Genomic DNA, 23404 nt, shown 5'->3' on the forward strand with positions numbered 1-23404 from the left:
TGAGGGAGAGCGTCGTGACGGGAGGCTCGGTGCTGGCGTAGACCGTCGACTCGCTGCAGCAGACCAGCAGCAGGTCGTCGGGCACGCGCAGACCGTAGCGGCGGGCGGCGGCCAGCAGGTCGGTGCCGTTCGGGTCGAAGAGGCCGTACACGGCGTCCGGGCGGTCGGGCCGGGCGAGGAGCCGGTCGGCGGCCACGGCTCCGGCGCACGGATCGTGCGCCGGGTAGGCCTCGTACACGGGATCCTGGCCCACGCGCTCGCACCAGCGCAGGTACGCGGTGGTGGAGAGGTGGGTGTACGTGTCCGTGGTGGTGCCGGTGAGCAGACCGATGCGGCGGGCACCCGCGTCCGCCAGGTGGTCGAGGATGCCGAGGACCGCGGCCTCGTGGTCGTTGTCCACCCAGGCGGTGACCGGGAGCGATCCCACGGGCCGGCCGTCGGAGACGACGGGCAGCCCCTGGCGGACCAGCTCGCTGACGACCGGATCCTGGTCGGACGGGTCGATGACCACGGTCCCGTCCAGGGCGACGTTCGACCACACGTCGTGGCGGGAGGTCGCGGGGAGGATGACCAGGGCGTATCCCCGGGCGAGCGCGGCCGAGGTGGCGGCTCTGGCCATCTCGGCGAAGTACGCGAACTCGGTGAAGGTGAAAGGTTCATCCCCGTACGTGGTGACGGTCAGGCCGATCAGGCCGGACTTGCCGGTACGGAGGGTTCGGGCCGCGGCCGAGGGGCGGTAGCCCAGCCGGTCGGCGACTTCGCGGACGTGGCGTCGGGTGGCGTCCGGGAGCCGCCCCTTGCCGTTGAGGGCATCGGACACGGTTGTGATGGAGACCCCTGCTGCCGCGGCCACGTCTCTGATGCCCGCCCTGCCCGGCCGACCGCCTCGGCGGGAGGTCTCCGCCCGGCTCACCTGGTGCTTCCCTGCTGCTGTCATGGCGAGCCGATAGTAGGGCTCATGCGGTGGGGTAGTGCGGACGCATATGCACGCGTTGACAGGCACGTTTCTGCATGATCGACAGTCGGTAACTTCCTTTGAAGTGAAGGTAGTTGAGTGCTACTACCCCAATACGTGACTTGTCGGCGCGTGCAGGCCTGTCGAGTGGGCCATGTCTCGAAGAGGTCTCAACTCACCTGTACGAGGGATGCGCGCCACGGCGTGAGCCACCGGCGCATGTGGTAATCGACGACGCGCCCCCTTTTCGTACGACTTCGTACGAGGGCGGTCCCGGACCGTGCGGCGCCGACGGCCGTCCAGGCGTCCTCGGCGTCCGTGGAGGACCGTCCCGTCGGACACGAGGTGGTGTCCGGTTGTCCACAGCCCATTCGCAGCGGCGCGGAATCCTCATAAGGTGAGAAGCATTGGTAGCCGGTGGTGGTCATGAGCCGCTGGTGGTCACGAGGAGGACTGCGGTGAGCGAGACGAACCCCAAGCTGCGTGCCGAGCTGGCGGGTATCCCCACCTACAAGCCCGGCAAGCCCGCCGCCGCCGGCGCGGTGGCGTACAAGCTGTCCTCCAACGAGAACCCGTATCCGCCGCTGCCCGGTGTCCTCGAGAGCCTGACCGCGGCGACCGGTTCGTTCAACCGCTACCCGGACATGGCGTGCACCGGGCTCATGAACGAGCTGGCGGACCGTTTCGGCGTCCCCGTCTCCCACCTGGCGACCGGCACCGGCTCGGTCGGCGTCGCGCAGCAGCTGCTGCAGGCCACGAGCGGTCCCGGTGACGAGGTCATCTACGCCTGGCGGTCCTTCGAGGCGTACCCGATCATCACGCAGATCAGCGGGGCGACCTCGGTGCAGGTGCCGCTGACCCCGGGCGAGGTGCACGACCTGGACGCGATGGCCGACGCCGTCACCGACCGGACCCGGCTGATTTTCCTCTGCAACCCGAACAACCCGACCGGCACCGTGGTCCGCCGGGCCGAGCTGGAGCGGTTCCTGGACCGGGTGCCCAGCGACGTGCTGGTCGTCCTGGACGAGGCGTACCGCGAGTTCATCCGTGACGTCGAGGTGCCGGACGGTGTGGAGATCTACCGCGACCGGCCCAATGTCTGCGTGCTGCGCACCTTCTCCAAGGCGTACGGGCTGGCCGGCCTGCGGGTCGGCTTCGCGATCGCGCACGAGCCGGTGGCGGCCGCGCTGCGCAAGACGGCGGTCCCGTTCGGTGTGAGCCAGCTCGCCCAGGACGCCGCCGTGGCGAGCCTGCGCGCCGAGGACGAACTGCTCGGCCGGGTCGGTTCCCTGGTCTCCGAGCGCACCCGGGTGGTCGACACCCTGCGCGCTCAGGGCTGGACGGTGCCCGAGACGCAGGCCAACTTCGTGTGGCTGCGTCTGGGGGAGCGCACCCTCGACTTCGCCGCGCACTGCGAGCAGGCCGGTGTCGTCGTGCGTCCGTTCGCCGGCGAGGGCGTCCGGGTCACCATCGGCGAGACCGAGGCGAACGACATCTTCCTGAAGGCGACCGAGAGCTTCCACAAGGGGCTGTAGCCGCTCGGCCGACCGGCCGCGCACCGGGACGGCCGGGCGACCGCCCGCCGGGCCGGGCCCGTCCGGGCCCGTGAGGGCGGCGCCCCGTGAGTCCGCGGAGGGGCCCGTACGCGATCGACGCGTACGGGCCCCTCCGCGCGTGGGCCCATCGGTGCGTGGGCCCATCGGTCCGGCTTAAGGACCCCCACCCCGGGGCCCGAACGGGCATGCGTCATAATTGCTTGTGAATGTGAACGCGTTCACAAGCGTGTCCTGTTGCTCCCGTGATGTCTGTTGTGAAGCGGGCACACTGCCGCTGTGACCACGGCGACGTAAGGAGACTGACGACGTGGAATTGGCTTTGGCGCCGGAGACCATGGCGCGATGGCAGTTCGGCATTATCACCGTCTACCACTTCTTCTTCGTCCCCCTGACGATCTCGCTCGCCGCGCTCGTCGCCGGCCTGCAGACCGCCTGGGTACGTACGGAGAATCAGAAGTACCTCAAGGCCACCAAGTTCTGGGGCAAGCTCTTCCTGATCAACATCGCCATGGGCGTCGTCACCGGCATCGTCCAGGAGTTCCAGTTCGGCATGAACTGGTCCGCCTACTCACGCTTCGTCGGTGACATCTTCGGGGCCCCGCTCGCCTTCGAGGCCCTGCTCGCCTTCTTCTTCGAGTCCACCTTCATCGGGCTGTGGATCTTCGGCTGGGACAAGCTCCCGAAGAAGCTCCACCTCGCCTGCATCTGGATGGTCTCCATCGGCACCATGCTGTCCGCGTACTTCATCCTCGCGGCCAACTCGTGGATGCAGCACCCGGTCGGCTACCGGATCAACAAGGAGAAGGGGCGCGCGGAACTCACCGACTTCTGGCATGTGCTGACCCAGAACACCGCGCTCGCCCAGGTGTTCCACACCCTCACGGCGGCCTTCCTGACCGGCGGGGCGTTCATGGTGGGCATCGCCGCGATCCACCTGGCCCGCAAGCGGCACGTCGCCGTCATGAAGACCTCGCTGCGGCTCGGTCTAGTCACCGTCGTCATCGCCGGTCTCCTCACGGCGATCAGCGGTGACACCCTCGGCAAGGTCATGTTCAAGCAGCAGCCGATGAAGATGGCCGCGGCCGAGGCGCTGTGGGACGGCCAGGAATCCGCACCCTTCTCGATCTTCGCCTACGGAGACGTCAGCAAGGGCCACAACACCGTCGAGCTGTCGATCCCGGGGATACTGTCGTTCCTCGCCAACGACGACTTCGACTCGTACGTGCCCGGCATCAACGACACGAACAAGGCCGAGCAGGAGAAGTACGGTCCCGGCGACTACCGCCCCATCATCCCGGTCACCTTCTGGGCGTTCCGCTGGATGATCGGCTTCGGCATGGCCTCCTTCGTGATCGGCATCGTCGGGCTCTGGCTGACCCGCAAGAAGTTCATGCTGCCGCAGCACCTGAGGGTCGGCGAGGACGAGGCACCGCATCTGGTCCTGTTCAAGAACAAGGCGCTCGGACCGAAGCTCACCAAGTGGGGCTGGCGGATCGCGATCTGGACCCTGGCGTTCCCGCTGATCGCCAACTCCTGGGGCTGGATCTTCACCGAGATGGGCCGTCAGCCGTGGGTCGTGTACGGCGTTCTCCAGACCCGGTACGGGGTGTCCCCCACAGTCTCCCAGGGCGAGGTCATCACCTCGCTGACCGTCTACTCGCTGCTCTACGCGATCCTCGCCGTCATCGAGGTCAAGCTGCTCGCGAAGTACGTCAAGGCAGGGCCGCCCGAGCTCACCGAGTCCGACCTCAACCCGCCCACGAGGATCGGCGGCGACTCCGGCGCCGACAAGCCGATGGCCTTCTCCTACTAGGCTCGGGGAGCTGCTGAGTCATGGAACTTCACGACGTCTGGTTCGTCCTCATCGCGGTCCTCTGGATCGGTTACTTCTTCCTGGAGGGCTTCGACTTCGGGGTCGGCATCCTCACCAAGCTGCTGGCCCGCGACCGTGTCGAGAAGCGAGTGCTGATCAACACGATCGGCCCCGTGTGGGACGGCAACGAGGTGTGGCTGCTCACGGCCGGCGGCGCGACCTTCGCGGCCTTCCCCGAGTGGTACGCCACCCTTTTCTCGGGCTTCTACCTGCCGCTGCTGATCATCCTGGTCTGTCTGATCGTGCGCGGTGTCGCCTTCGAGTACCGGGCGAAGCGGTCCGAGGAGCACTGGCAGCGCAACTGGGAGACGGCGATCTTCTGGACCTCGCTGATCCCCGCGTTCCTGTGGGGAGTGGCCTTCGGCAACATCGTGCGCGGAGTGAAGATCGACCGGAACTTCGAGTACGTGGGCAACTTCTGGGACCTGCTCAACGTGTACTCGATCCTCGGCGGTCTGGTCACGCTCACGCTGTTCACCTTCCACGGGGCCGTGTTCGTCGGACTCAAGACGGTGGGGGACATCCGGGAGCGGTCGCGGAAGCTCGCGCTGAAGGTCGGCCTGGCAACAGCAGTGCTGGCGCTGGTCTTCCTGATCTGGACCCAGATCGACAGCGGTGACGGTGCCTCGCTGGCAGCGCTGATCGTGGCCGTGGTCGCCCTCGTCGGGGCGCTGGCGATGGTCAACGGCGGGCGTGAGGGATGGGCCTTCATCCTCTCGGGGATCACCATCGTGGCCGCCGTCGCGATGCTCTTCCTGTCGCTCTTCCCCGATGTCATGCCGTCCTCGCTCAGCGCGGACTGGAGCCTCACGGTCACCAATGCCTCGTCGAGCCAGTACACCCTGAAGATCATGACCTGGTGTGCCGTGATCGCCACGCCGATCGTCCTGCTCTACCAGAGCTGGACCTACTGGGTGTTCCGCAAGCGCATCGGCACGCACCACATCGCCGTGGACGTGTCGCACTGAATCCGATGTAGCGGCATGTTTCACGTGAAACATGCCTGATGGGCCAAAGGTGTGTTTCACGTGAAACCAATCGATCCGCGCCTGCTCCGGTACGCCCGAGCCACCCGCTTCTTCCTCGCGGCGGTCGTGGGGCTGGGTGTCGCCGGAGCGGCCCTGGTCATCGCCCAGGCGATGCTCATCGCCGAAGTCGTGGTCGGCGCCTTCCAGCACGGTTTCTCCGTCGCCGAACTGCGTACTCCCCTGATGCTGCTGACGGCCGTGGCGCTCGGGCGTGCCGCGGTGGCCTGGCTCACCGAGCTCGCCGCACACCGTGCGAGCGCCGCGGTCAAGTCGGAGCTGAGGGGGCGGCTGGTGGAGAAGGCCGCGGCGCTCGGACCCGGGTGGCTCAGCGGTCAGCGCACAGGATCCCTGGTCGCTCTCGCGACACGGGGCGTCGACGCGCTCGACGACTACTTCTCGCGTTGTCTGCCCCAGCTGGGACTCGCGCTGGTGGTGCCGGTGGCCGTGCTGGCGCGGATCGTCACCGAGGACTGGGTGTCCGCGGCGATCATCGTCGCCACCCTGCCGCTCATCCCCCTGTTCATGGTGCTGATCGGCTGGGCCACGCGCAGCCAGATGAACCGCCAGTGGCGGATGCTGTCCCGGCTGTCCGGACACTTCCTGGACGTGGTCGCGGGACTGCCCACGCTCAAGGTGTTCGGCCGGGCCAAGGCGCAGGCCGAGTCGATCCGGAAGATCACCGGCGAGTACCGGCAGGCGACCATGAGGACGCTCCGGATCGCCTTCCTGTCCTCCTTCGCCCTGGAACTGCTGGCCACCATCTCGGTCGCCCTGGTCGCGGTGACCACCGGAATGCGCCTCGTCCACGGAGAGATGGACCTGTACACAGGGCTCGTCATCCTCGTGCTGGCCCCCGAGGCCTATCTGCCGCTGCGGCAGGTGGGCGCCCAGTACCACGCCGCCGCCGAGGGACTCGCGGCGGCGGAGGCGATCTTCGAGGTGCTGGAGACTCCGGCGCCGAGGTCCGGTTCGCTGCCTGTGCCCGCGGGGGAGATCGCCTTCGAGGGCGTGACCGTGCGGTACCCGGGGCGCTCGTCGGACGCGGTCTCGGACGTCTCCTTCACGGTCGGGACCGGCGAGACGGTCGCCCTCGTAGGCCCCAGCGGCGCGGGCAAGTCGACCCTGCTGAACGTCCTGCTCGGGTTCGTCGCGCCCACCGCCGGTCAGGCCCGGGCGGGGGGAGTCGAACTCACCGACGCCGACCTCACGCAGTGGCGCTCACGGATCGCCTGGGTGCCGCAGCGACCGCACCTGTACGCCGGGTCCATCGCCGAGAACGTACGGCTGGCGCGACCCGACGCCGACGACGACGCGCTGCGCAGGGCTCTCGTCGACGCGGGCGCGGCAGGATTCGTCGACGCGCTGCCCGCCGGGGCCGACACGGTCCTCGGCGAGGACGGCGCCGGACTGTCGGCCGGTCAGCGCCAGCGTCTCGCGCTGGCGCGGGCGTTCCTGGCGGACCGGCCCGTGCTGCTGCTCGACGAGCCGACGGCCTCGCTCGACGGGGAGACCGAGGCCGAGGTCGTCGCGGCGGTCCGGCGGCTGGCCGTGGGGCGGACCGTACTGCTGGTCGTGCACCGGCCGGCCCTGCTGGAGGCGGCGGACCGGGTGGTACGCCTGGAAGCCGCCGTGACCGACGAGCCGCGGCCGGCGCTCGTGGACGGCGTTCCCGGTTCCGCCGAGCCGACGCGCGCACAGCCGCCCCGGGCGGCCGAGCCGGGTGGCGCGCCCCCGGTGGACGGAGAGGCGCTCGTCGCGATGTCCCGGGACCGGGGCGGTGCGCTCGCCCGCGTCCGGGCGATGGCGGCTCCCCGACGTGGGCCGCTCGCGCTCGCGCTGCTCCTCGGCGGTCTCGCGCTCGGCAGTGCCGTCGGCCTCATGGCGACCTCCGGATGGCTCATCTCCAGGGCGTCCCAGCAGCCGCCGGTCTTCTATCTGATGGTGGCCGTGACGGCCACCAGGACGTTCGGCATCGGGCGGGCGGTGTTCCGGTACGCGGAACGGCTCGTGTCGCACGACGCCGTGCTGCGGATGCTGGCCGACACACGGGTCGCCGTCTACCGGCGACTGGAACGGCTCGCGCCCGCGGGACTGCGGACCACCCGGCGCGGTGACATGCTGTCACGGCTCGTCGCCGACGTGGACGCCCTGCAGGACTACTGGTTGCGCTGGCTGCTGCCGGTCGGAGCCGCGGCCCTGGTGTCGGCCGCCTCCGTCGGGTTCACCACCTGGCTGCTGCCCGAAGCCGGGGCCGTTCTCGCCGTTGGCCTGCTGGCGGCCGGCGTCGGTGTTCCCCTGGTGACCGGCGCCGTGGCGCGCCGCGCCGAGCGACGACTGGCTCCCGCGCGCGGCGCGCTCGCGACCCAGGTGGCCGATCTGTTCACGGGGACCGCCGAACTGACCGTCGCGGGCGCGCTGCCCGTCCGCATCGCCAGGACGCGGCGGGCCGACGGCGTTCTCACGGCCATCGCCTCGCGAGCCGCCACCGCGACCGCCCTCGGCGACGGACTCACGGCACTGGTCTCCGGGCTCACGGTCGCGGCCGCCGCCGTCGTGGGCGCCCAGGCGGTCGCCGCGGGCCGACTGCACGGCGTGGCCATGGCCGTCGTCGTCCTCACCCCGCTCGCCGCCTTCGAGGCCGTCATGGGGCTGCCGCTCGCCGTCCAGTACCGGCAGCGGGTGCGCAGGAGCGCCGAGCGCGTGTACGAGGTGCTGGACGCCGCCGATCCCGTACGCGAGCCCGAAGAGCCGCAGCCGGCGCCCCTGTCACCGTTCCCGCTCCGTGTGGCCGGGCTCCGGGCCCGTCACGCGGGGCAGGACCGGGACGCGCTGGCCGGGATCGATCTGACCCTCGAAGAGGGCCGCAGGATCGCCGTGGTCGGCACGTCCGGGGCGGGCAAGACGACGCTCGCGCAGGTGCTGCTGCGCTTCCTGGACCCGGAGGCGGGGACGTACACGCTGGGCGGGACGGACGCGTACCGAACGGACGGGGACGCCGTACGCCGACTGGTCGGGCTGTGCGCCCAGGACGCGCACCTCTTCGACAGCACCGTGCGCGAGAACCTGCTGCTCGCCCGCAAGGACGCGACCGAGGCCGCACTGCGTGACGCGCTCGGGCGGGCCCGGCTCCTCCACTGGGTGGACGGGCTGCCCGACGGGCTCGACACCCTGATCGGAGAACACGGGGCACGGCTGTCCGGCGGCCAGCGCCAGCGGCTCGCTCTGGCGCGTGCGCTGCTCGCCGACTTCCCCGTACTCGTTCTCGACGAACCGGCGGAACACCTCGACCTGCCGACGGCCGACGCGCTCACCGCGGATCTGCTGGCCGCGACCGAGGGCCGTACGACACTGCTGATCACGCATCGGCTGGCCGGGCTGGACGCGGTGGACGAGGTGATCGTGCTCGCGCGGGGACGTGTGGTCCAGCGCGGGACGTTCGCGGAGCTCTCCGCCGCCGAGGGGCCGCTGCGGGAGATGGTGGAGCGGGAGACCGCCGGAGATCTGCTGGTGCGCGCGGTGGCGCGCTGAGCGCCGTACGCGCGGACGGTCAGGGGGAGGCACCTGCGGTCCCGGGGCCGTTCCTCCCCGTGACCCGACTTTCCCGCACAAAGGGGACTGATTAGGCTCAAGTCATGTCAGCGGCCCCGGCCTCCCCCGTCCCGGGCGACAGCACGGACGCGGCGGCCCGTGCCCGGGGAGGGCTGCCCGGAGAGCCGGCCGTACGGGTCCCGCGGCTGCTGGAGGCCGTGCGGTCGGTCGGATCAGGGCTGGAGCTGCACTCCAAGCTGGACCGCATCTGCGAGACGGCGGCCGAGCTCACGGGCGCGCGGTACGCGGCCATCGGAGTCGTGGCCGAGGGCGGTGAGGGACTCGCGGACTTCGTCCATCACGGCGTCGACGAGGAGACCGTCCGCAGGATCGGGCGGAGGCCCGACGGTCACAAGGGGCTGCTGGGCGCGCTCATCCGCGACCCCGATCCGGTGCGCCTCGCGAATCTGGCCGACGACCCGCGCTGCTGCGGGTTCCCGGCCGGCCATCCACCGATGCACAGCTTCCTCGGGGTGCCGATCCGGGTGCAGGGAGAGATCTTCGGGAACCTCTACCTCGCCGAGAAGCGTGGTGGTGGCACCTTCGACGACGACGATCTCGACATGGTGCGGGTGCTGGCCACGGAGGCCGGTATCGCCGTCGGCAACGCCCGTCTGTACGAGGCGGCGCAGCAGCGTGAGCGCTGGATCGACGGCTCGGTCGCCGTCACCACCGCGCTGCTGGCGGGCGGTGACGCCGAGGACGCGCTGCAGACCGTCGCCGAACAGGCCCGCCGGCTCTCGGGTTCCGCGGCCGGGATCGTACTGCTGCCCGTGGAGGAGGGCGGCCTGGAGGTCGTCGCGGTGGCCTCGGACCACCCGTCGAAGGAACTCGGCGTGGTCGTCCCGCCGGAGAGCGAACTGGTCGTCGAACTCCGCGACGGGAAGCCGGTGTTCCTGGCGGACGCGTCCGCCGACCCGCGTATGCGGGCGGATCTCACCCGCGACTACGGACCCGTCATGATGCTCCCCCTACAGAGCGACGGCAGGGTCCTCGGCGCCCTTCTCACCCCGCGGTCCCGCGAGGGACGCCAGTTCACCGAGACCGAGCGGACCCTCGCCACACGGTTCGCCTCGCAGGCCGCCCTGGCCCTGATGATGGCCGAGACGCAACGCGACCGGGAACGCCTCGCGGTGTACGAGGACCGCGACCGGATCGCCCGCGACCTGCACGACCTGGTCATCCAGCGGCTGTTCGCCACCGGGATGATGCTGGAGAGCGCGCAGCGCCGGTCGAACGTGCCCGAGGTGCGGCGGGGCGTCGGCAGGGCGGTCGACGAACTCGACATCACCATCCAGGAGATCCGCACCGCGATCTTCGCGCTCCGGCAGGATCCCGCCGAGATGCCGTCCGGGCTGCGCACCCGCGTCCTGCGCGAGATCAACACGGCGGCCGTACCCCTCGGCTTCCAGCCCGGACACCGTTTCACCGGCCCCGTCGACACACTGGTCGGCGAACTCGCCGGCAAGAACCTCATCGCCGCGCTGCGCGAAGCGCTCTCCAACGCGTTCCGGCACGCGGGAGCCTCCCGTATCGAGGTCTCCGTCGACGCGGACGTCCTGCTGCCGGACGGGCGCCCGGGCGTGCGCCTCGCCGTCGCGGACAACGGCGTCGGCATCCCCGAGGGCGGCCGGCGCAGCGGTCTGAAGAATCTCGAACGGCGCGCCGAGTCGCTGGGCGGCGCGAGCTGGCACGGGCCGGGGATCGGCGCGGACGGCGGGGGCGCGACGGTGGTGTGGCAGGTACCGCACTGAATCCCCTTGCACGGAAGACCTGTTCGCGACGGCACCCGCCGGTACGGGACCGACCGGCCGTGCCGCTGGGCCATTCGTGATCCCCCGTCCCCCAGGTGTACGCCTTGAACGAGCCGGTCCCGAAGGCACGGGCCACGATCGCTGTCATGCGTCCATCTCGCCGCCATCCCCTTCTCGTACCGGCCCTGTTGTCCGCGCTCGTGGTCCTCGCTGCCCGGCCCGCGGCGGCCGAGGGAGACGGTGAGGACCTCGACATCAGCGCCCAGGTGGCACGGCTGTACGAGGACGCCTCCGTGGCGACGGGGCAGTACGAGGCGGGGAGACAGGACGCCGAGGCGCAGCGCGGCCGGGCCGAGCGGGCGGAGCGCCTCCTCGCGCGGGAGCGGCAGGAGATCGCCGTCCTGCACGAGGACCTGGGCCGTATCGTGCGCGCCCACTACCGGCAGGGCGGCGGGCTGCCGTACACGGCGCAGATCCTGTTCGCGAAGGACCCCGACGGTCTGATGCGTGGTCAGCACGCCGTGCGGCGAGCCGATCTGGCCGTCGCCGGCGCCGTCGCGAAGAGCAGGCGCGCCGAGGGCCGGCTCGCCGAGGACGAGGCGAAGGCCCGGTCCGAGTGGCAGGCGCTGGAGAAGCGGAGCGGGGAACTCGCCGCGATCAAGCGGACGATCGAGGCGAAGCTCGACGAGGCGCGGTCGGCGTTGCAGAGCCGGGCGGACGCCTCCGTGGCGGCGGGCTCCTGCCGCGGGACCGTTCGCCTCGACCAGCCGCCGGTGCAGTTCACGCGCGCGTGGGTCGCGCCGGTGGAGACGTACGAACTCTCCGCGGGCTTCGGAAGCGGGGGCGAGCACTGGGCGCACCGGCACACCGGGCAGGACTTCGCGGTGCCCATCGGCACCCCGGTGCGGGCGGCCGGAGCGGGCCGGGTGGTGAGGGTGTCCTGTGGCGGCGCCTTCGGCATCGAGGTCGTGATCGAGCACCCGGACGGCTACTACACCCAGTACGCGCACCTCGCGTCCGTCGCCGTCGACCAGGGGCAGCGGGTCTCGACCGGGGAGTGGATCGGGCAGTCGGGCACGAGCGGCAACTCGACCGGCCCGCACCTGCACTTCGAGGTGCGGGTGACGCCGGACATGGGATCGGCGATCGATCCGGTGCCGTGGCTGGCGGGGCACGGGGTCGTCGTCTAGCGAGTTCCGTCCGGACCGGACAAGACAGGACAGGACCGTGTGAGGCCTGACCGGGCCGGGTCAGGCCGGACCGGGCCGGGCCGGATCGGGTCGTGGCGGCCGACGCGATCGGGCGGGTGCCCACCGAGCCCCGCTTCCGTACGGAGGCCGCCGGGGCCTCCGGTGCGTGGCCCGGGTCCTCGGGCCGGCCGCCCACCGCCGTCCGGGTTCTCCGGCATGTCGCCGGAGAACCCGTGGCCGTGCCCCGGAGGGTTACGCGCGGTCCGCCAGGATCCGCTCTATCACGACCGCCACCCCGTCCTCGTTGTTCGCGACCGTGCGCCCGGAGGCGGCGGCGATCACCGCGGGATGGGCGTTGCCCATCGCGTACGACCGGCCTGCCCAGGTGAGCATCTCGACGTCGTTCGGCATGTCGCCGAAGGCGACGACCTCCTCGGGGGAGATGCCGCGCTCGGCGCAGCACAGCGCGAGGGTGCTGGCCTTGGAGATGCCGGGACCGCTGATCTCCAGCAGGGCGCTGGGGCTCGACCGGGTCACGTTGGCCCGGTCGCCGATGGCCGGGCGGGCGACGGCGAGGAATTCGTCCGGGTCCATCTCCGGGTGGAACGCGAGCACCTTCAGCACCGGCTGATCGGCGTCCAGCGCGTCCTCGGCGAGGAGTTCCTCGGCGGGCAGGACGATCTCCGGGGGTTCCATGTGCATGAGGGGGTAGCCCGGTTCGAGATGGAGGCCGTACGTCCGCTCGACGGCACACACCGTGCCGGGCGCGGCGGAGCGCAGGATCCGGATCACGTCCAGGGCGATGTCGGTCGTCAGTTCGCGGATCTTGACGAAGCGGTGGGCGCCGGGGCCGCCGTGCAGGTCGACCACGGCGGCGCCGTTGCCGCAGATGGCCAGGCCGTGCCCGTGGACGTGGTCGCTGACGACGTCCATCCAGCGGGCCGGGCGGCCGGTGACGAAGAAGACCTCGATGCCTGCCTGTTCGGCGGCGGCGAGGGCGGCGATCGTGCGGTCGGACACCGATTTGTCGTCGCGCAACAAGGTGCCGTCGAGGTCCGTGGCGATCAGCCGGGGCGGGACGGTGGAGGCCGGGGTCTCGGGCCGGCGAGTCGCTGAGGTCACGTGCTCATTCTCCCGCACGGGCGCGCACGGCCGTGCGGCGGTCCGCACACCTGAGTGGTCACCGTCCTCAGCGGTGCCGTCACCCCCTGTCGAAACCGCGTCGTGGCGGCGCGGTTCAGCGCAGCTGGGCCGCCGCCTCCATGGCGATCCGTTCGAAGACCTTCGGGTCGGCGGCGAAGTCCGAGCCGGGGATCGGCCAGTGGATCACGATGTCGGTGAAGCCCAGTTCGGCGTGCCGGCCCGCGAAGTCGACGAACGCGTCGAGGGACTCCAGGGGGCGGCCCCGGTCGGGGGTGAAGCCGGTGAGCAGGATCTTGTCGAGCTCCGCCACGTCCCTGCCGATCTCGGCGCAGGCGTCGGCGAGCTTGCCGATCTGTCCGCGCATGGCCTGGACCGACTGCTCGGGGGTGCCCGTCTCGTACAGCTTCGGGTCGCCGGTCGTCACCCAGGCCTGCCCGTGACGGGCGGCGAGCCGCAGTCCGCGTGGGCCGGTGGCGGCCACGGCGAACGGCAGCCGGGGGCGCTGGACACAGCCAGGGATGTTGCGCGCCTCGTGCGCCGAGTAGAAGTTGCCGCCGTAGGAGACCGAGTCCTCGGTGAGGAGCCGGTCGAGCAGCGGGACGAACTCGCCGAAGCGGTCGGCGCGCTCACGCGGGGTCCAGGGGTCCTGTCCGAGCGCGGTGGCGTCGAAACCGGTGCCGCCGGCTCCGATGCCCAGCGTGACCCGGCCGTCCGAGACGTCGTCGAGGGAGATCAGATCCTTGGCGAGGGTCACCGGGTGCCGGAAGTTCGGCGAGGTCACGAGCGTGCCGAGGCGCAGCCGGTCGGTGACGGCGGCCGCCGCGGTCAGCGTCGGCACGGCCCCGAACCACGGTCCGTCGCGGAAGGTCCGCCAGGAGAGGTGGTCGTAGGTGAACGCGGTGTGGAAGCCCAGTTCCTCGGCGCGCCGCCACTTGTCGCGGCCCTCGTCGCGCCAGCGGTCGATCGGCAGAATCACAGTGCTCAGTCGCATGGGGTCGACTCTACGAGAGACCGAGCAGGTGTCGCATCGACTGGGCGGCGCGGACGGCGGCGTCACCGCAGCAGTTGTTGAACAGGACGTGGACCTCCCGCGCCCGCCCGGCCATCTCGCGGACGCGCGGTGTCCACTCGGAGAGTTCTTCGCGTGTGTACGAGTGGCGGAACCTCTCTTCCTTGGTGCCGGTCCGCCAGGCGCCGCTGCGACCGTGGAGACGCACCAGGGCGAATTCCGGAGAGGTGACCCGTACGACCGGTGGTACGGAATCGGGAAGGTTCTGCGCCATGTCCACGGCCACGGCCGTCGCGTCCAGGTCGGTCAGCAGGGCGGTCGTCGCGTCGACGTGCTCGTCGCGCCACCAGCCGGGGTTCCGGAACTCCACGGCCACCGGCCAGCCGGCGGCGCGCTCACGGGACCGGCGCAGGAACTCCACCGCCGGCCTCCCGGGGACGAACCGGTGCGAGAACTGGAAGACCAGCGTTCCCAGACGGCCGGATGCGCGGAGCGGTTCGAGGGCCCCGCTGTACCGGTCCCACACGTCGTCGAGCAGTCCGGGATCGACGCCTGATCGTTCCCGCTGCCGTGCGAAGGCCGGGCGCAGGTCCGCCGGCAGCGCTTCCGGCCGTGTCGGATGCCCGGTGAGCAGGGAGAACGCCTTCACGTCGAACCGGAACCCCGGGGGTGTGCGGTCGATCCACAGAAGGCTGTTGCGGGTGCTGGGCAGTCCGTAATAGGTGGAATCCACCTCCGCCACCGGGAACCGGGTGGCGTAGTGCCGCAGTCTGCCCTCCGCGTCGCGGTGACCTGCCGGATACCAGCCGCTGGACACCAGCGCCTTGTCCGTCCACGAGCAGGTTCCGACCCGGATCTCTCCCATCCGGCCCGAGTTCCCCGTATGCGGTGCCGGATTCGTCCGGGACCGGAACGGACTGCCGGCCGGGTTCAGTGCGGTCCGGGGAACCGCAGATAGCGCGGGGGCACGGCCTTCGTCAGCCAGACGCCGTTGGCGCTGACCTGGAAGACATGACCGTCACGGTGCATGGCGGCGGCGTCCACGGCGAGGACGACCGGGCGGCCGCGGCGGGCGCCGACGCGGGTCGCCGTCTCCCGGTCGGCGGAGAGGTGCACGTCGTGCCGGTTCATGGGTCTCAGGCCCTCGGCGCGGATCGGGTCCAGGCTGCGGGCCACGGTCCCGTGGTAGAGGTACGCGGGCGGAGTCGCCGGGGGCAGCCCGAGGTCGACCTCGACGGAGTGGCCCTGACTGGCCCGGATGCGGGTGCCCTCGACGGCGAAGCGCCGCTTGTCGTTGTTGGCCACCACATGGTCGAGCTCGTCGCGGGTGAGCCGGAAGCCGTGCGCGTCGGCCGCGGAGATCAGCGCGTCGATCTCGACCCAGCCGCCCTCGCCGAGGGTGAGTCCGATCCGTTCGGGCTGGTGCCGCAGATGCTTCGAGAGGTACTTCGACACCTTCACGGTGCGTTTTTCATCCATCGGTTCATCGGCCCGTCGTTCCGTCCGGTCATCCGTCCGCTCGCGCGTCCGGATCCGGGTTCGCTCACCTGTCCGTCCGCGCGTCTGTTCGTCGGCGTGCTCCTTCATTCCCCCAGCGTGCCTGGAGAGAGTCGGATCACGCATTTTATTTTGGACCTGAGGTTTGATCCACAGCCAAGTAGTGTTATCCACAGGCGAATTGGCGAACCTGTGGACAACGTGCCTCCTGTTCAAGGCACTTCGTCAACAATGATGTGGTGTGGGCTGTTTGCCGTCAGGCGGTCCAACGTGCGTGTCTGTAGCTCCCGTTCTGCTGCCGCCGTGATGAAGGCCGCAGCCTGCTCCGCGCCGACCAGGCGCTCAACGGCCCTCATCGTCCCGGCGGACACCTCCACCGGACGCGCGCTCTCCCGCTCCGCCGGGAACTGCCCGGCGGTGAGGTGCCGGCTCGGACGGCGAGTGGCGAAGAGCCGCATGGCACGGGCCAGTTCGGCGTCCACCGCCTGCCGGGCGAGCGGCCGGAGCCGTCGTACGAGTGCGGCCGCCTCGGCCGCCTCCGCGTCGCTCGGCGGATGTTCCCCCGGACGGCGCGCGAAGACGTGCTCCGTGGTGAACTCCAGGAAGCGGCAGGCGATGTGCTCCACCTGTCCCCTCAACTCCCTGAGATGGCGGGCGATCGCGGGCAGCGGAACGCCCGCGGCGTGCAACTCGACCGCCGCCGACAGCTCTTGGGGACTCGGGACGAGAAAGGAGTCCTCGTCGCCCGGAACGGGCTCCAGCACGCCCAGCTCCACGGCCTCCGCCACCGCCGCGTCGTCGGGAAGGCCGCCGAACCGCTCCTCGAGCTCGGCCCGGGAGATCCGGGCGGGCTCCTCTTCGGTCCACGGTCCGCCGACCTCGGCGACCAGGCCGAGTATCCCGCTCAGGCCCCGGCCCGAGTCCCAGGCCTCCAGGAGTTCCTTGATCGAGGCCAGCGTGTAGCCGCGGTCCAGGAGATCGGCGATCTGCCGGAGCCGCGCCAGATGGGCGTCCGCGTACACATTGGCGCGACCGCGCCGCTCGGGGCGGGGCAGCAGCCCCCGGTCCTGATACGCGCGGATCGTCCGGACCGTGGCGCCGCTGTGGTGCGCCAGGTCCTCGATGCGGTACACGACACCGCCCGGCTCGTCGCCCATCTCTTCCGCCCTCCTGCCCCCGGGCCCCGGGAGGACGCCGCCCGCTCGCCCCCGCCGCGAACCGAGCCGTGGGCGGCCGCGCCGGGCGTCCGGCGGGCCTGAGCGGTGAACCCTCCCGCGACGGATGGTACGACCGCCGCGGAGGGCGCGGTACGGCCGCGCGGAACTCCTTCCGGCCGGGCGACGGCCTTCCGCGCACGGTCCTGTGCGCGGCCTCGTCGCGCACGGCGGGCCGGAACGCGGACGGCCGGAACGCGGACGGCCCGAACCGGGACGGCCGGCGAACCGGGGCGGGCGGCGAACCGGGACGGCCGGTCCTGCCGGGACGCCCCGCGCCTCGTCCGGTCATCCGCTCACAGGGGTGGCTTCATCCGCGCGATCGCGCGCAGCGTTCCGGGCGCGAAGCGGTGCAGGAAGCGGGCACCGCGCGCCTCCGGGGTGACCGGAACCACCGCCTCGTCGCGGACGACCGCGCGCAGGATCGCTTCGGCGACCTTCTCCGGCGGGTAGTCGCGCAGTCCGTAGAGCCGCGCCGCCCTCTTCTGGCGCCGCTTCTCCTCGGCCGCGTCGACCCCGGCGAAGCGCGCGGTCGCGGTGATGTTCGTGTTGACGAAGCCGGGGCAGACCGCCGAGACGCCGATGTCCTTCCCGGCCAGCTCCGCGCGCAGACACTCGCTGAGCATCAGCACGGCCGCCTTGGAGGTGCTGTAGGCGGGCAGCGCCCGCGAGGGCTGGTACGCCGCGGCCGACGCGATGTTGACGATGTGGCCGCCCTGCCCGCGCTCGGCCATCTGCCCGCCGAAGAGCCGACAGCCGTGGATCACGCCCCACAGGTTGACGTCGAGGACCTTCCTCCAGTCCTCCGCCGTGGTGTCGAAGAAGGACCCGGACAGTCCGATGCCCGCGTTGTTCACCAGCACGTCCACCACGCCGTACTCGGCGGCGACCTTGTCGGCGAGCTTCTCCATGGCCCGCTCGTCGCCGACGTCGACGGTCTCCGCCCAGGCGGCGGGTGAGCCGATCAGCCGGGCCGTCTCCGCCGTGCGGGCCGCGGTCTCCGCGTCCCGGTCGACGGCCACCACCCGCGCGCCGGCCTCGGCGAACGCGAGCGCGGTGGCCCGCCCGATGCCGCTGCCGGCGCCGGTGACCAGCACGAGCTGCCCGCCGAACCGGTCCGCGTACCTGCCGCGGGCCACCGGTCCGGGCGCGGACACCTCGCTCCCGCGGCCCTCGTTGGCCGTCACGAACCCCGATATCCAGGCGGCCAGCTGGTCGGGACGGGTCCGCGGGACCCAGTGCCCGGCCGGGAGCGTGCGGCGCACCGAACCGGGGGCCCACTTCTCCAGTTCGTCGTGGAGCCGCTCGGAGAGAAAGGCGTCACCCAGGGGGGTGATGAGCTGCACGGGTGCGTGCGCGTACGCGTCCTCACGGGGGCGGCCGAGCCGGGACCGTACGTTGTCGCGGTAGAGCCACGCGCCGTGCGCCGCGTCGGAGGGCAGCGACGCGGTCGGGTAGTCGCCCGCGGGCACCTTCTCGAGCCGCTGGAGGATCTTCGGCCACCGCTTGCCCAGGGGGCCGCGCCAGGCCAGTTCGGGCAGTACCGGCGTATGCAGCATGTACACGTACCAGGACTTGGCGCCCTGGCCGAGGAGCTGGCCGACCCCGCGCGGGGTGGGCCGTCGCGTCCGCCGTCTGATCCAGTGGCCGAGGTGGTCGAGCGACGGACCGGACATCGACGTGAAGGACGCGATCCGCCCCTCGGTGCGGGCTGCCGTGACGAACTCCCACGACTGCACCGAACCCCAGTCGTGGCCCACGAGGTGCACCGGCTCGCCGGGGCTGACGGCGTCGGCCACCGCCAGGAAGTCGTCGGTCAGCTTCTCCAGCGTGAACCCGCCCCGCAGGGGCCGCGGCGCCGTGGAACGGCCGTGTCCCCGCACGTCGTAGAGCACGACATGGAAGCGGTCGGCGAGCCGCGCGGCGACCTCGGACCACACCTCCTTGGAGTCCGGATAGCCGTGCACCAGCATCACGGTCGGCCGCCCGCCGTCACCCAGTTCGGCGACGCACAGCTCGACCCCGCCCGTCCGTACCCGGCGCTCGCGCGCGCCCACGAGACCCACTCGTCCTCCCCCCGGTGCCGCACCCGCGGCAGACCGTCCGTCATGGCCGTCGTCGTGCCACCGCCCCGCCCGGCCGCACCGATCGCGGTACGTGTCCGTAACGTGACACCGGCGAATGTGGCAGTTGTTAGAGGCCGCGTCAACAGTCCCGCGGGCGGCTGTGGACGACCGGCCGTCCGGGCGGGACGTGCCCGCGGCCCGGCGGCCGTACCTGAGAGTGACCCCTACGGGCCCGTACGACTGGAGGCTGACCCCGATCCACCTCCGTGGGCTGACGACCCCTGTGGTGTGCGCCACTACCGTCGAACCGTGACTGTGATCGCGACCGAAAGCCTGAGCAAGCGGTACCCCCGGGTGACCGCGCTTGACCGGCTCTCCGTGGACGTCGGGCCCGGTGTGACCGGACTCGTCGGAGCCAATGGAGCCGGCAAGTCCACACTGATCAAGATCCTGCTGGGTCTGTCCCCCGCCACCGAGGGCCGCGCGCACGTGCTCGGTCTCGACGTCGCCACCGAGGGCGCCGCCATCCGCGAGCGTGTCGGGTACATGCCCGAGCACGACTGCCTGCCGCCCGACGTCTCGGCCACCGAGTTCGTCGTCCACATGGCGCGGATGTCCGGACTGCCGCCGGCCGCGGCCCGCGAGCGCACCGCGGACACCCTGCGCCACGTCGGTCTGTACGAGGAGCGCTACCGCCCCATCGGGGGCTACTCGACGGGCATGAAGCAGCGCGTCAAACTCGCGCAGGCCCTCGTCCACGACCCCCAGCTGGTCTTCCTGGACGAACCGACCAACGGCCTGGACCCGGTCGGCCGCGACGACATGCTCGGACTGATCCGCCGCATCCACACGGACTTCGGCATCTCGGTCCTGGTCACCTCGCACCTCCTGGGCGAACTGGAACGCACCTGCGACCACGTGGTGGTCGTGGACGGCGGCAAACTGCTGCGCTCCAGCTCCACCACGGACTTCACCAAGACCACCACCACCCTCGCCATCGAGGTCACCGACAGCGACGAGCACCCGGACGGCACGAAGGCGGTCCGCGAGGTGCTCCACGCGCGCGGGATCGAGACCCACGACGGCGGCGGACTGCCCGGCGCCGGACACATCCTGCTGCTCACCGCCGAGAGCGAGGACACCTACGACCTCGTCCGCGACACGGTCGCCGACCTCGGCCTCGGGCTGGTCCGCATGGAACAGCGCAGGCACCACATCGCCGAGGTCTTCACCGACACCGACGAACAGCGGAAGGAGGCGGTCGGCCATGGCGGTTGAGCACCCCCTCACCCAGCCGGGTGAACAGACCCGTATCCACAACATCGGCTACCGCACCTACGACGGCCCGCGCCTCGGCCGCGCCTACGCCCGCCGCTCCCTCTACTCGCAGTCCCTGCGCGGCGCCTACGGACTCGGCCGCTCGGTCAAGTCCAAGATCCTGCCGATGCTGCTCTTCGTGGTCATGTGCGTCCCCGCGCTGATCATGGTGGCCGTCGCGGTCGCCACCAAGGCCAAGGACCTGCCCGTCGACTACACCCGCTACGCCGTGATCATGCAGGCCGTCATCGGCCTGTACGTCGCCTCGCAGGGCCCCCAGGCGGTCTCCCGCGACCTGCGCTTCAAGACCGTCCCGCTGTACTTCTCGCGCCCCATCGAGACCTCCGACTACGTGCGCGCCAAGTACGCGGCCCTCGCCTCGGCCCTGTTCGTCCTCACGGCCGCCCCGCTGATCGTCCTCTACGTGGGCGCGCTGCTGGCCAAGCTCGACTTCGCCGACCAGTCCAAGGGCTTCGGGCAGGGGCTGGCCTCCGTGGCGCTGCTGTCCCTGCTCTTCGCCGGCATCGCCCTGGTCATCTCCGCGGTCACCCCGCGCCGCGGCTTCGGCATCGCGGCCGTCATCGCCGCCCTGACCATCTCCTACGGAGCGGTCTCCACCGTCCAGGCCATCGCCTTCGAGCGGTCCAGCAGCGGAGCCGTCCCCTGGCTCGGGCTCTTCTCCCCGATCACCCTCATCGACGGAGTCCAGACGGCCTTCCTGGGCGCCTCCTCCGCCTTCCCCGGCCAGGTGGGCCCCTCGTCCGCACAGGGCCTCGTCTACCTCGCCGTCGTCCTGGCTCTCATCGCGGGCTGCTACGGCCTCCTGATGCGCCGCTACCGAAAGGCCGGGCTGTGACCACGCTCACCATCGACCACGTATCGCGCTGGTTCGGCAACGTGGTGGCGGTCAACGACATCACGATGACGATCGGCCCCGGCGTCACCGGCCTGCTCGGCCCGAACGGCGCCGGGAAGTCCACCCTCATCAACATGATGGGAGGCTTCCTCGCCCCCTCCACGGGCACCGTCACCCTCGACGGCGAGCCGACCTGGCGCAACGAGGACATCTACCGGCACATCGGCATCGTCCCCGAACGCGAGGCGATGTACGACTTCCTGACCGGACGCGAGTTCGTCCTCGCCAACGCCGAACTGCACGGCCTCGGCCCGAAGGCCGCGGACCGGGCGCTCGCCACCGTCGAGATGGAGTACGCGCAGGACCGCAAGATCTCCACGTACTCCAAGGGCATGCGACAGCGCGTGAAGATGGCCTCCGCGCTGGTCCACGACCCCTCGCTGCTGCTGCTCGACGAACCGTTCAACGGCATGGACCCGCGCCAGCGCATGCAGCTCATGGACCTGCTGCGCCGCATGGGCGACGAGGGCCGCACGGTCCTGTTCTCGTCCCACATCCTCGAAGAGGTGGAGCAGCTCGCCGCCCACATCGAGGTGATCGTCGCCGGACGGCACGCGGCGAGCGGCGACTTCCGGCGCATCCGCCGGCTGATGACCGACCGCCCCCACCGCTACCTGGTCCGCTCCAGCGACGACCGGGCACTGGCCGCCGCCCTCATCGCCGACCCGTCGACCTCCGGCATCGAGGTCGACCTCGCCGAAGGCGCCTTGCGCGTCCAGGCCGTCGACTTCGGCCGGTTCACCGCCCTGCTGCCGAAGGTCGCGCGTGAGCACGGCATCCGGCTGCTGACGGTGTCGCCGTCCGACGAGTCGCTGGAATCCGTCTTCTCGTATCTCGTCGCGGCGTAGGAGGCCGAAGATGTACGACCCCACAGTCGCCCGGCTCACCTACCGGGGCCTGCTCGGCCGCCGGCGGGCCCTCATCCTCGGCGTCCTGCCCGTCCTGCTCATCGTCATCTCCCTGGCCGTCCGCAGCTTCTCCGGAGCCGACGACCAGGTGGCCTCGGACCTGCTCGGCGGGTTCGCGCTCGCCACCATGGTCCCGATCATCGGCGTCATCGCCGGCACGGGCGCGATCGGACCCGAGATCGACGACGGCTCGGTGGTGTACCTGCTGGCCAAGCCCCTGAAGCGGCCCACGATCATCTTCACCAAGCTGATCGTCGCGATCGCCGTCACCATGGCCTTCTCGGCCGTGCCGACCTTCGTCGCGGGCATGATCCTCAACGGCAACGGCCAGCAGATCGCCGTCGCCTACACCGTGGCCGCCCTCGTCGCCTCGATCGCCTACGCCGCGATGTTCCTGCTCCTCGGGACCGTGACCCGGCACGCGGTGGTCTTCGGACTCGTCTACGCGCTCGTCTGGGAAGCCCTGTTCGGATCCCTGGTGTCCGGCGCGCGCACGCTCAGCGTCCAGCAGTGGGCGCTCGCCGTGGGCCACAAGGTGACCGGCGGCGACATCGTCACCTCGGACGTGAGCCTGCCGACCGCGACGGTCCTGCTGGTCGTGGTCACCGTCCTCGCCACCTGGTACGCGGGACAGCGGCTGCGGTCGCTGACGCTGGCCGGCGAGGAGTGAGACGAGGGCTCCCCGCGCGCGCGGGGAGCCCTTCTTCCTTGACAGCGGCTTCACCCCCGTCCGGGCACACTGGCCGGAACGGGGACGCACGGCCGGGAGGTACGGGGATGACGACCGAGGAACCGGGAAGGGAACCGGCGGGGGAGCCGTGGGACGACCTCGTGTTCGACGAGGCCTTCGTACGGTCCGCGGAGACGACCGAGCCGTCGGCCCGCGCGCGCATGCTCGCCGCCCGCTGGCGCGAGGGAGGCCCCGATCCGCAGCCCTGGCGCTCGGACGAGCCGCCCGCCGGACGGTTCTTCGGCAAGGGCCGTCGGCGCAGATGGCGCCGCAAGTGAGCCCCCAGGAACGCGCCTTTTAATCAGTGGCGCCCAAGTCGCCTCTCGGGCACAGTGGTTGTCGTCCACGCCGCCGCGTCGAGCCGGCGCCACACGCTGGGAGAGGAGCGCGACGATGTTCATCAGGAGCAGTTCGTCGAGTTCCCGACAGGGCAGCCCGCGGCGGGTTCCGGAGTAGCCACTACCTCCGTCGAACCCGCTCGCAGGGGGAGTTGCCCGGGGCGGCCGCTTCGAGCGCGCGTCACCGCGCGGGCCGCCCACCCGGAGGATTGGCCGAGTGGAAAGGCACCGGCTTGCTAAGCCGTGGTCGGGGGTGGAACCCCGCGCGCGTTCGATCCGCGCATCCTCCGCAAGACGTTCCCGTCCGAAGGTCCCGGCGCCG

At 71.2% G+C, this 23404-nt stretch carries 18 protein-coding genes and 1 tRNA gene; 12 read left to right on the plus strand and 7 right to left on the minus strand.

Translation table 11 applies throughout. The annotated features are described in order from the left end of the window. Positions 1 to 937: LacI family DNA-binding transcriptional regulator (locus tag CW362_RS32030; RefSeq protein ID WP_103553128.1), on the minus strand; the 937-nt coding region annotated here is incomplete at its 3' end. Between the two features lie 476 nt (positions 938 to 1413). Here CW362_RS32030 and hisC point away from each other — a divergent pair. The 6 genes from hisC to CW362_RS32060 all read left to right on the plus strand — a co-directional run bounded on the left by hisC (position 1414) and on the right by CW362_RS32060 (position 11944). Then, positions 1414 to 2490 (plus strand): histidinol-phosphate transaminase, encoded by a 1077-nt coding sequence (gene hisC / locus CW362_RS32035; protein ID WP_103553103.1) that lies wholly within the window; start codon positions 1414 to 1416, stop codon positions 2488 to 2490. A gap of 328 nt (positions 2491 to 2818) precedes the next feature. Then, on the plus strand, positions 2819 to 4324 hold the full coding sequence (locus CW362_RS32040) for a cytochrome ubiquinol oxidase subunit I (protein WP_103553104.1): 1506 nt from the start codon (positions 2819 to 2821) through the stop codon (positions 4322 to 4324). 20 nt (positions 4325 to 4344) lie between these two features. After that, positions 4345 to 5352: a cytochrome d ubiquinol oxidase subunit II gene (gene cydB / locus CW362_RS32045; protein WP_103553105.1), complete on the plus strand. Its 1008-nt coding sequence runs from the start codon at positions 4345 to 4347 to the stop codon at positions 5350 to 5352. A 60-nt stretch (positions 5353 to 5412) separates the two neighbouring features. After that, a complete protein-coding gene (cydD, locus tag CW362_RS32050) occupies positions 5413 to 8940 on the plus strand; it encodes a thiol reductant ABC exporter subunit CydD (protein WP_103553106.1) in 3528 nt (1175 codons plus the stop codon). 104 nt (positions 8941 to 9044) lie between these two features. Next, complete coding sequence (locus CW362_RS32055; RefSeq protein ID WP_103553107.1) at positions 9045 to 10754, plus strand: sensor histidine kinase; 1710 nt, start codon at positions 9045 to 9047, stop codon at positions 10752 to 10754. Between the two features lie 146 nt (positions 10755 to 10900). Next, positions 10901 to 11944 carry a M23 family metallopeptidase gene (locus CW362_RS32060; RefSeq protein WP_103553129.1) on the plus strand — a complete coding sequence of 348 codons (1044 nt, stop codon included), beginning with the start codon at positions 10901 to 10903 and terminating at the stop codon, positions 11942 to 11944. Positions 11945 to 12196: 252 nt separating this feature from the next. On the opposite strand, the gene CW362_RS32065 is transcribed toward CW362_RS32060, so the two are convergent. The 6 genes from CW362_RS32065 to CW362_RS32090 form a co-directional block, all read right to left on the minus strand. Beyond that, positions 12197 to 13084 (minus strand): Cof-type HAD-IIB family hydrolase, encoded by an 888-nt coding sequence (locus CW362_RS32065; RefSeq protein ID WP_162684300.1) that lies wholly within the window; start codon positions 13082 to 13084, stop codon positions 12197 to 12199. Positions 13085 to 13181: 97 nt separating this feature from the next. Continuing rightward, positions 13182 to 14078 (minus strand): LLM class flavin-dependent oxidoreductase, encoded by an 897-nt coding sequence (locus CW362_RS32070; RefSeq protein WP_103553109.1) that lies wholly within the window; start codon positions 14076 to 14078, stop codon positions 13182 to 13184. Between the two features lie 10 nt (positions 14079 to 14088). Continuing rightward, on the minus strand, positions 14089 to 14961 hold the full coding sequence (locus tag CW362_RS32075; RefSeq protein ID WP_103553110.1) for a DUF72 domain-containing protein: 873 nt from the start codon (positions 14959 to 14961) through the stop codon (positions 14089 to 14091). 65 nt (positions 14962 to 15026) lie between these two features. Further along, positions 15027 to 15575 (minus strand): RNA 2'-phosphotransferase, encoded by a 549-nt coding sequence (locus CW362_RS32080; RefSeq protein WP_103553130.1) that lies wholly within the window; start codon positions 15573 to 15575, stop codon positions 15027 to 15029. 230 nt (positions 15576 to 15805) lie between these two features. Next, positions 15806 to 16750: a MerR family transcriptional regulator gene (locus CW362_RS32085; protein WP_103553111.1), complete on the minus strand. Its 945-nt coding sequence runs from the start codon at positions 16748 to 16750 to the stop codon at positions 15806 to 15808. Between the two features lie 353 nt (positions 16751 to 17103). Beyond that, positions 17104 to 18873, minus strand: a complete 1770-nt coding sequence (locus tag CW362_RS32090) for an SDR family oxidoreductase (RefSeq protein WP_103553112.1) — start codon at positions 18871 to 18873, stop codon at positions 17104 to 17106. A 315-nt stretch (positions 18874 to 19188) separates the two neighbouring features. On the opposite strand from CW362_RS32090, the gene CW362_RS32100 reads away from it, so the two are divergent. From CW362_RS32100 to CW362_RS32125, 6 genes are all read left to right on the plus strand, one after another. Continuing rightward, positions 19189 to 20151 carry an ABC transporter ATP-binding protein gene (locus CW362_RS32100; protein WP_103553114.1) on the plus strand — a complete coding sequence of 321 codons (963 nt, stop codon included), beginning with the start codon at positions 19189 to 19191 and terminating at the stop codon, positions 20149 to 20151. Next, positions 20141 to 21046, plus strand: coding sequence for a hypothetical protein (locus tag CW362_RS32105; RefSeq protein WP_103553115.1), 906 nt, complete (start codon positions 20141 to 20143; stop codon positions 21044 to 21046). The genes CW362_RS32100 and CW362_RS32105 overlap by 11 nt, the downstream gene beginning before the upstream one ends. Then, positions 21043 to 21954, plus strand: coding sequence for an ABC transporter ATP-binding protein (locus CW362_RS32110; RefSeq protein ID WP_103553116.1), 912 nt, complete (start codon positions 21043 to 21045; stop codon positions 21952 to 21954). The genes CW362_RS32105 and CW362_RS32110 overlap by 4 nt, the downstream gene beginning before the upstream one ends. Before the next feature lie 10 nt (positions 21955 to 21964). Next, complete coding sequence (locus CW362_RS32115) at positions 21965 to 22684, plus strand: ABC transporter permease (protein WP_103553117.1); 720 nt, start codon at positions 21965 to 21967, stop codon at positions 22682 to 22684. 107 nt (positions 22685 to 22791) lie between these two features. Beyond that, positions 22792 to 23022: an SGM_3592 family protein gene (locus tag CW362_RS32120; protein WP_103553118.1), complete on the plus strand. Its 231-nt coding sequence runs from the start codon at positions 22792 to 22794 to the stop codon at positions 23020 to 23022. 263 nt (positions 23023 to 23285) lie between these two features. Then, a tRNA-Ser gene (locus CW362_RS32125) sits at positions 23286 to 23372 on the plus strand. Positions 23373 to 23404 lie beyond the last annotated feature (32 nt).

The sequence above is a fragment of the Streptomyces populi genome (genome assembly GCF_002911015.1).
GTDB lineage: Bacteria > Actinomycetota > Actinomycetes > Streptomycetales > Streptomycetaceae > Streptomyces > Streptomyces populi.

Excerpts from the sequence above, each read along its gene's own strand:
- CW362_RS32075 (WP_103553110.1), bottom strand. The coding sequence starts at position 14,961 with ATGGGAGAGATCCGGGTCGGAACCTGCTCGTGGACGGACAAGGCGCTG.
- CW362_RS32120 (WP_103553118.1), top strand. The coding sequence starts at position 22,792 with ATGACGACCGAGGAACCGGGAAGGGAACCGGCGGGGGAGCCGTGGGAC.
- CW362_RS32115 (WP_103553117.1), top strand. The coding sequence starts at position 21,965 with ATGTACGACCCCACAGTCGCCCGGCTCACCTACCGGGGCCTGCTCGGC.
- CW362_RS32070 (WP_103553109.1), bottom strand. The coding sequence starts at position 14,078 with ATGCGACTGAGCACTGTGATTCTGCCGATCGACCGCTGGCGCGACGAG.
- CW362_RS32055 (WP_103553107.1), top strand. The coding sequence starts at position 9,045 with ATGTCAGCGGCCCCGGCCTCCCCCGTCCCGGGCGACAGCACGGACGCG.
- cydB (WP_103553105.1), top strand. The coding sequence starts at position 4,345 with ATGGAACTTCACGACGTCTGGTTCGTCCTCATCGCGGTCCTCTGGATC.
- CW362_RS32085 (WP_103553111.1), bottom strand. The coding sequence starts at position 16,750 with ATGGGCGACGAGCCGGGCGGTGTCGTGTACCGCATCGAGGACCTGGCG.
- CW362_RS32080 (WP_103553130.1), bottom strand. The coding sequence starts at position 15,575 with ATGGATGAAAAACGCACCGTGAAGGTGTCGAAGTACCTCTCGAAGCAT.
- CW362_RS32105 (WP_103553115.1), top strand. The coding sequence starts at position 20,141 with ATGGCGGTTGAGCACCCCCTCACCCAGCCGGGTGAACAGACCCGTATC.
- CW362_RS32060 (WP_103553129.1), top strand. The coding sequence starts at position 10,901 with ATGCGTCCATCTCGCCGCCATCCCCTTCTCGTACCGGCCCTGTTGTCC.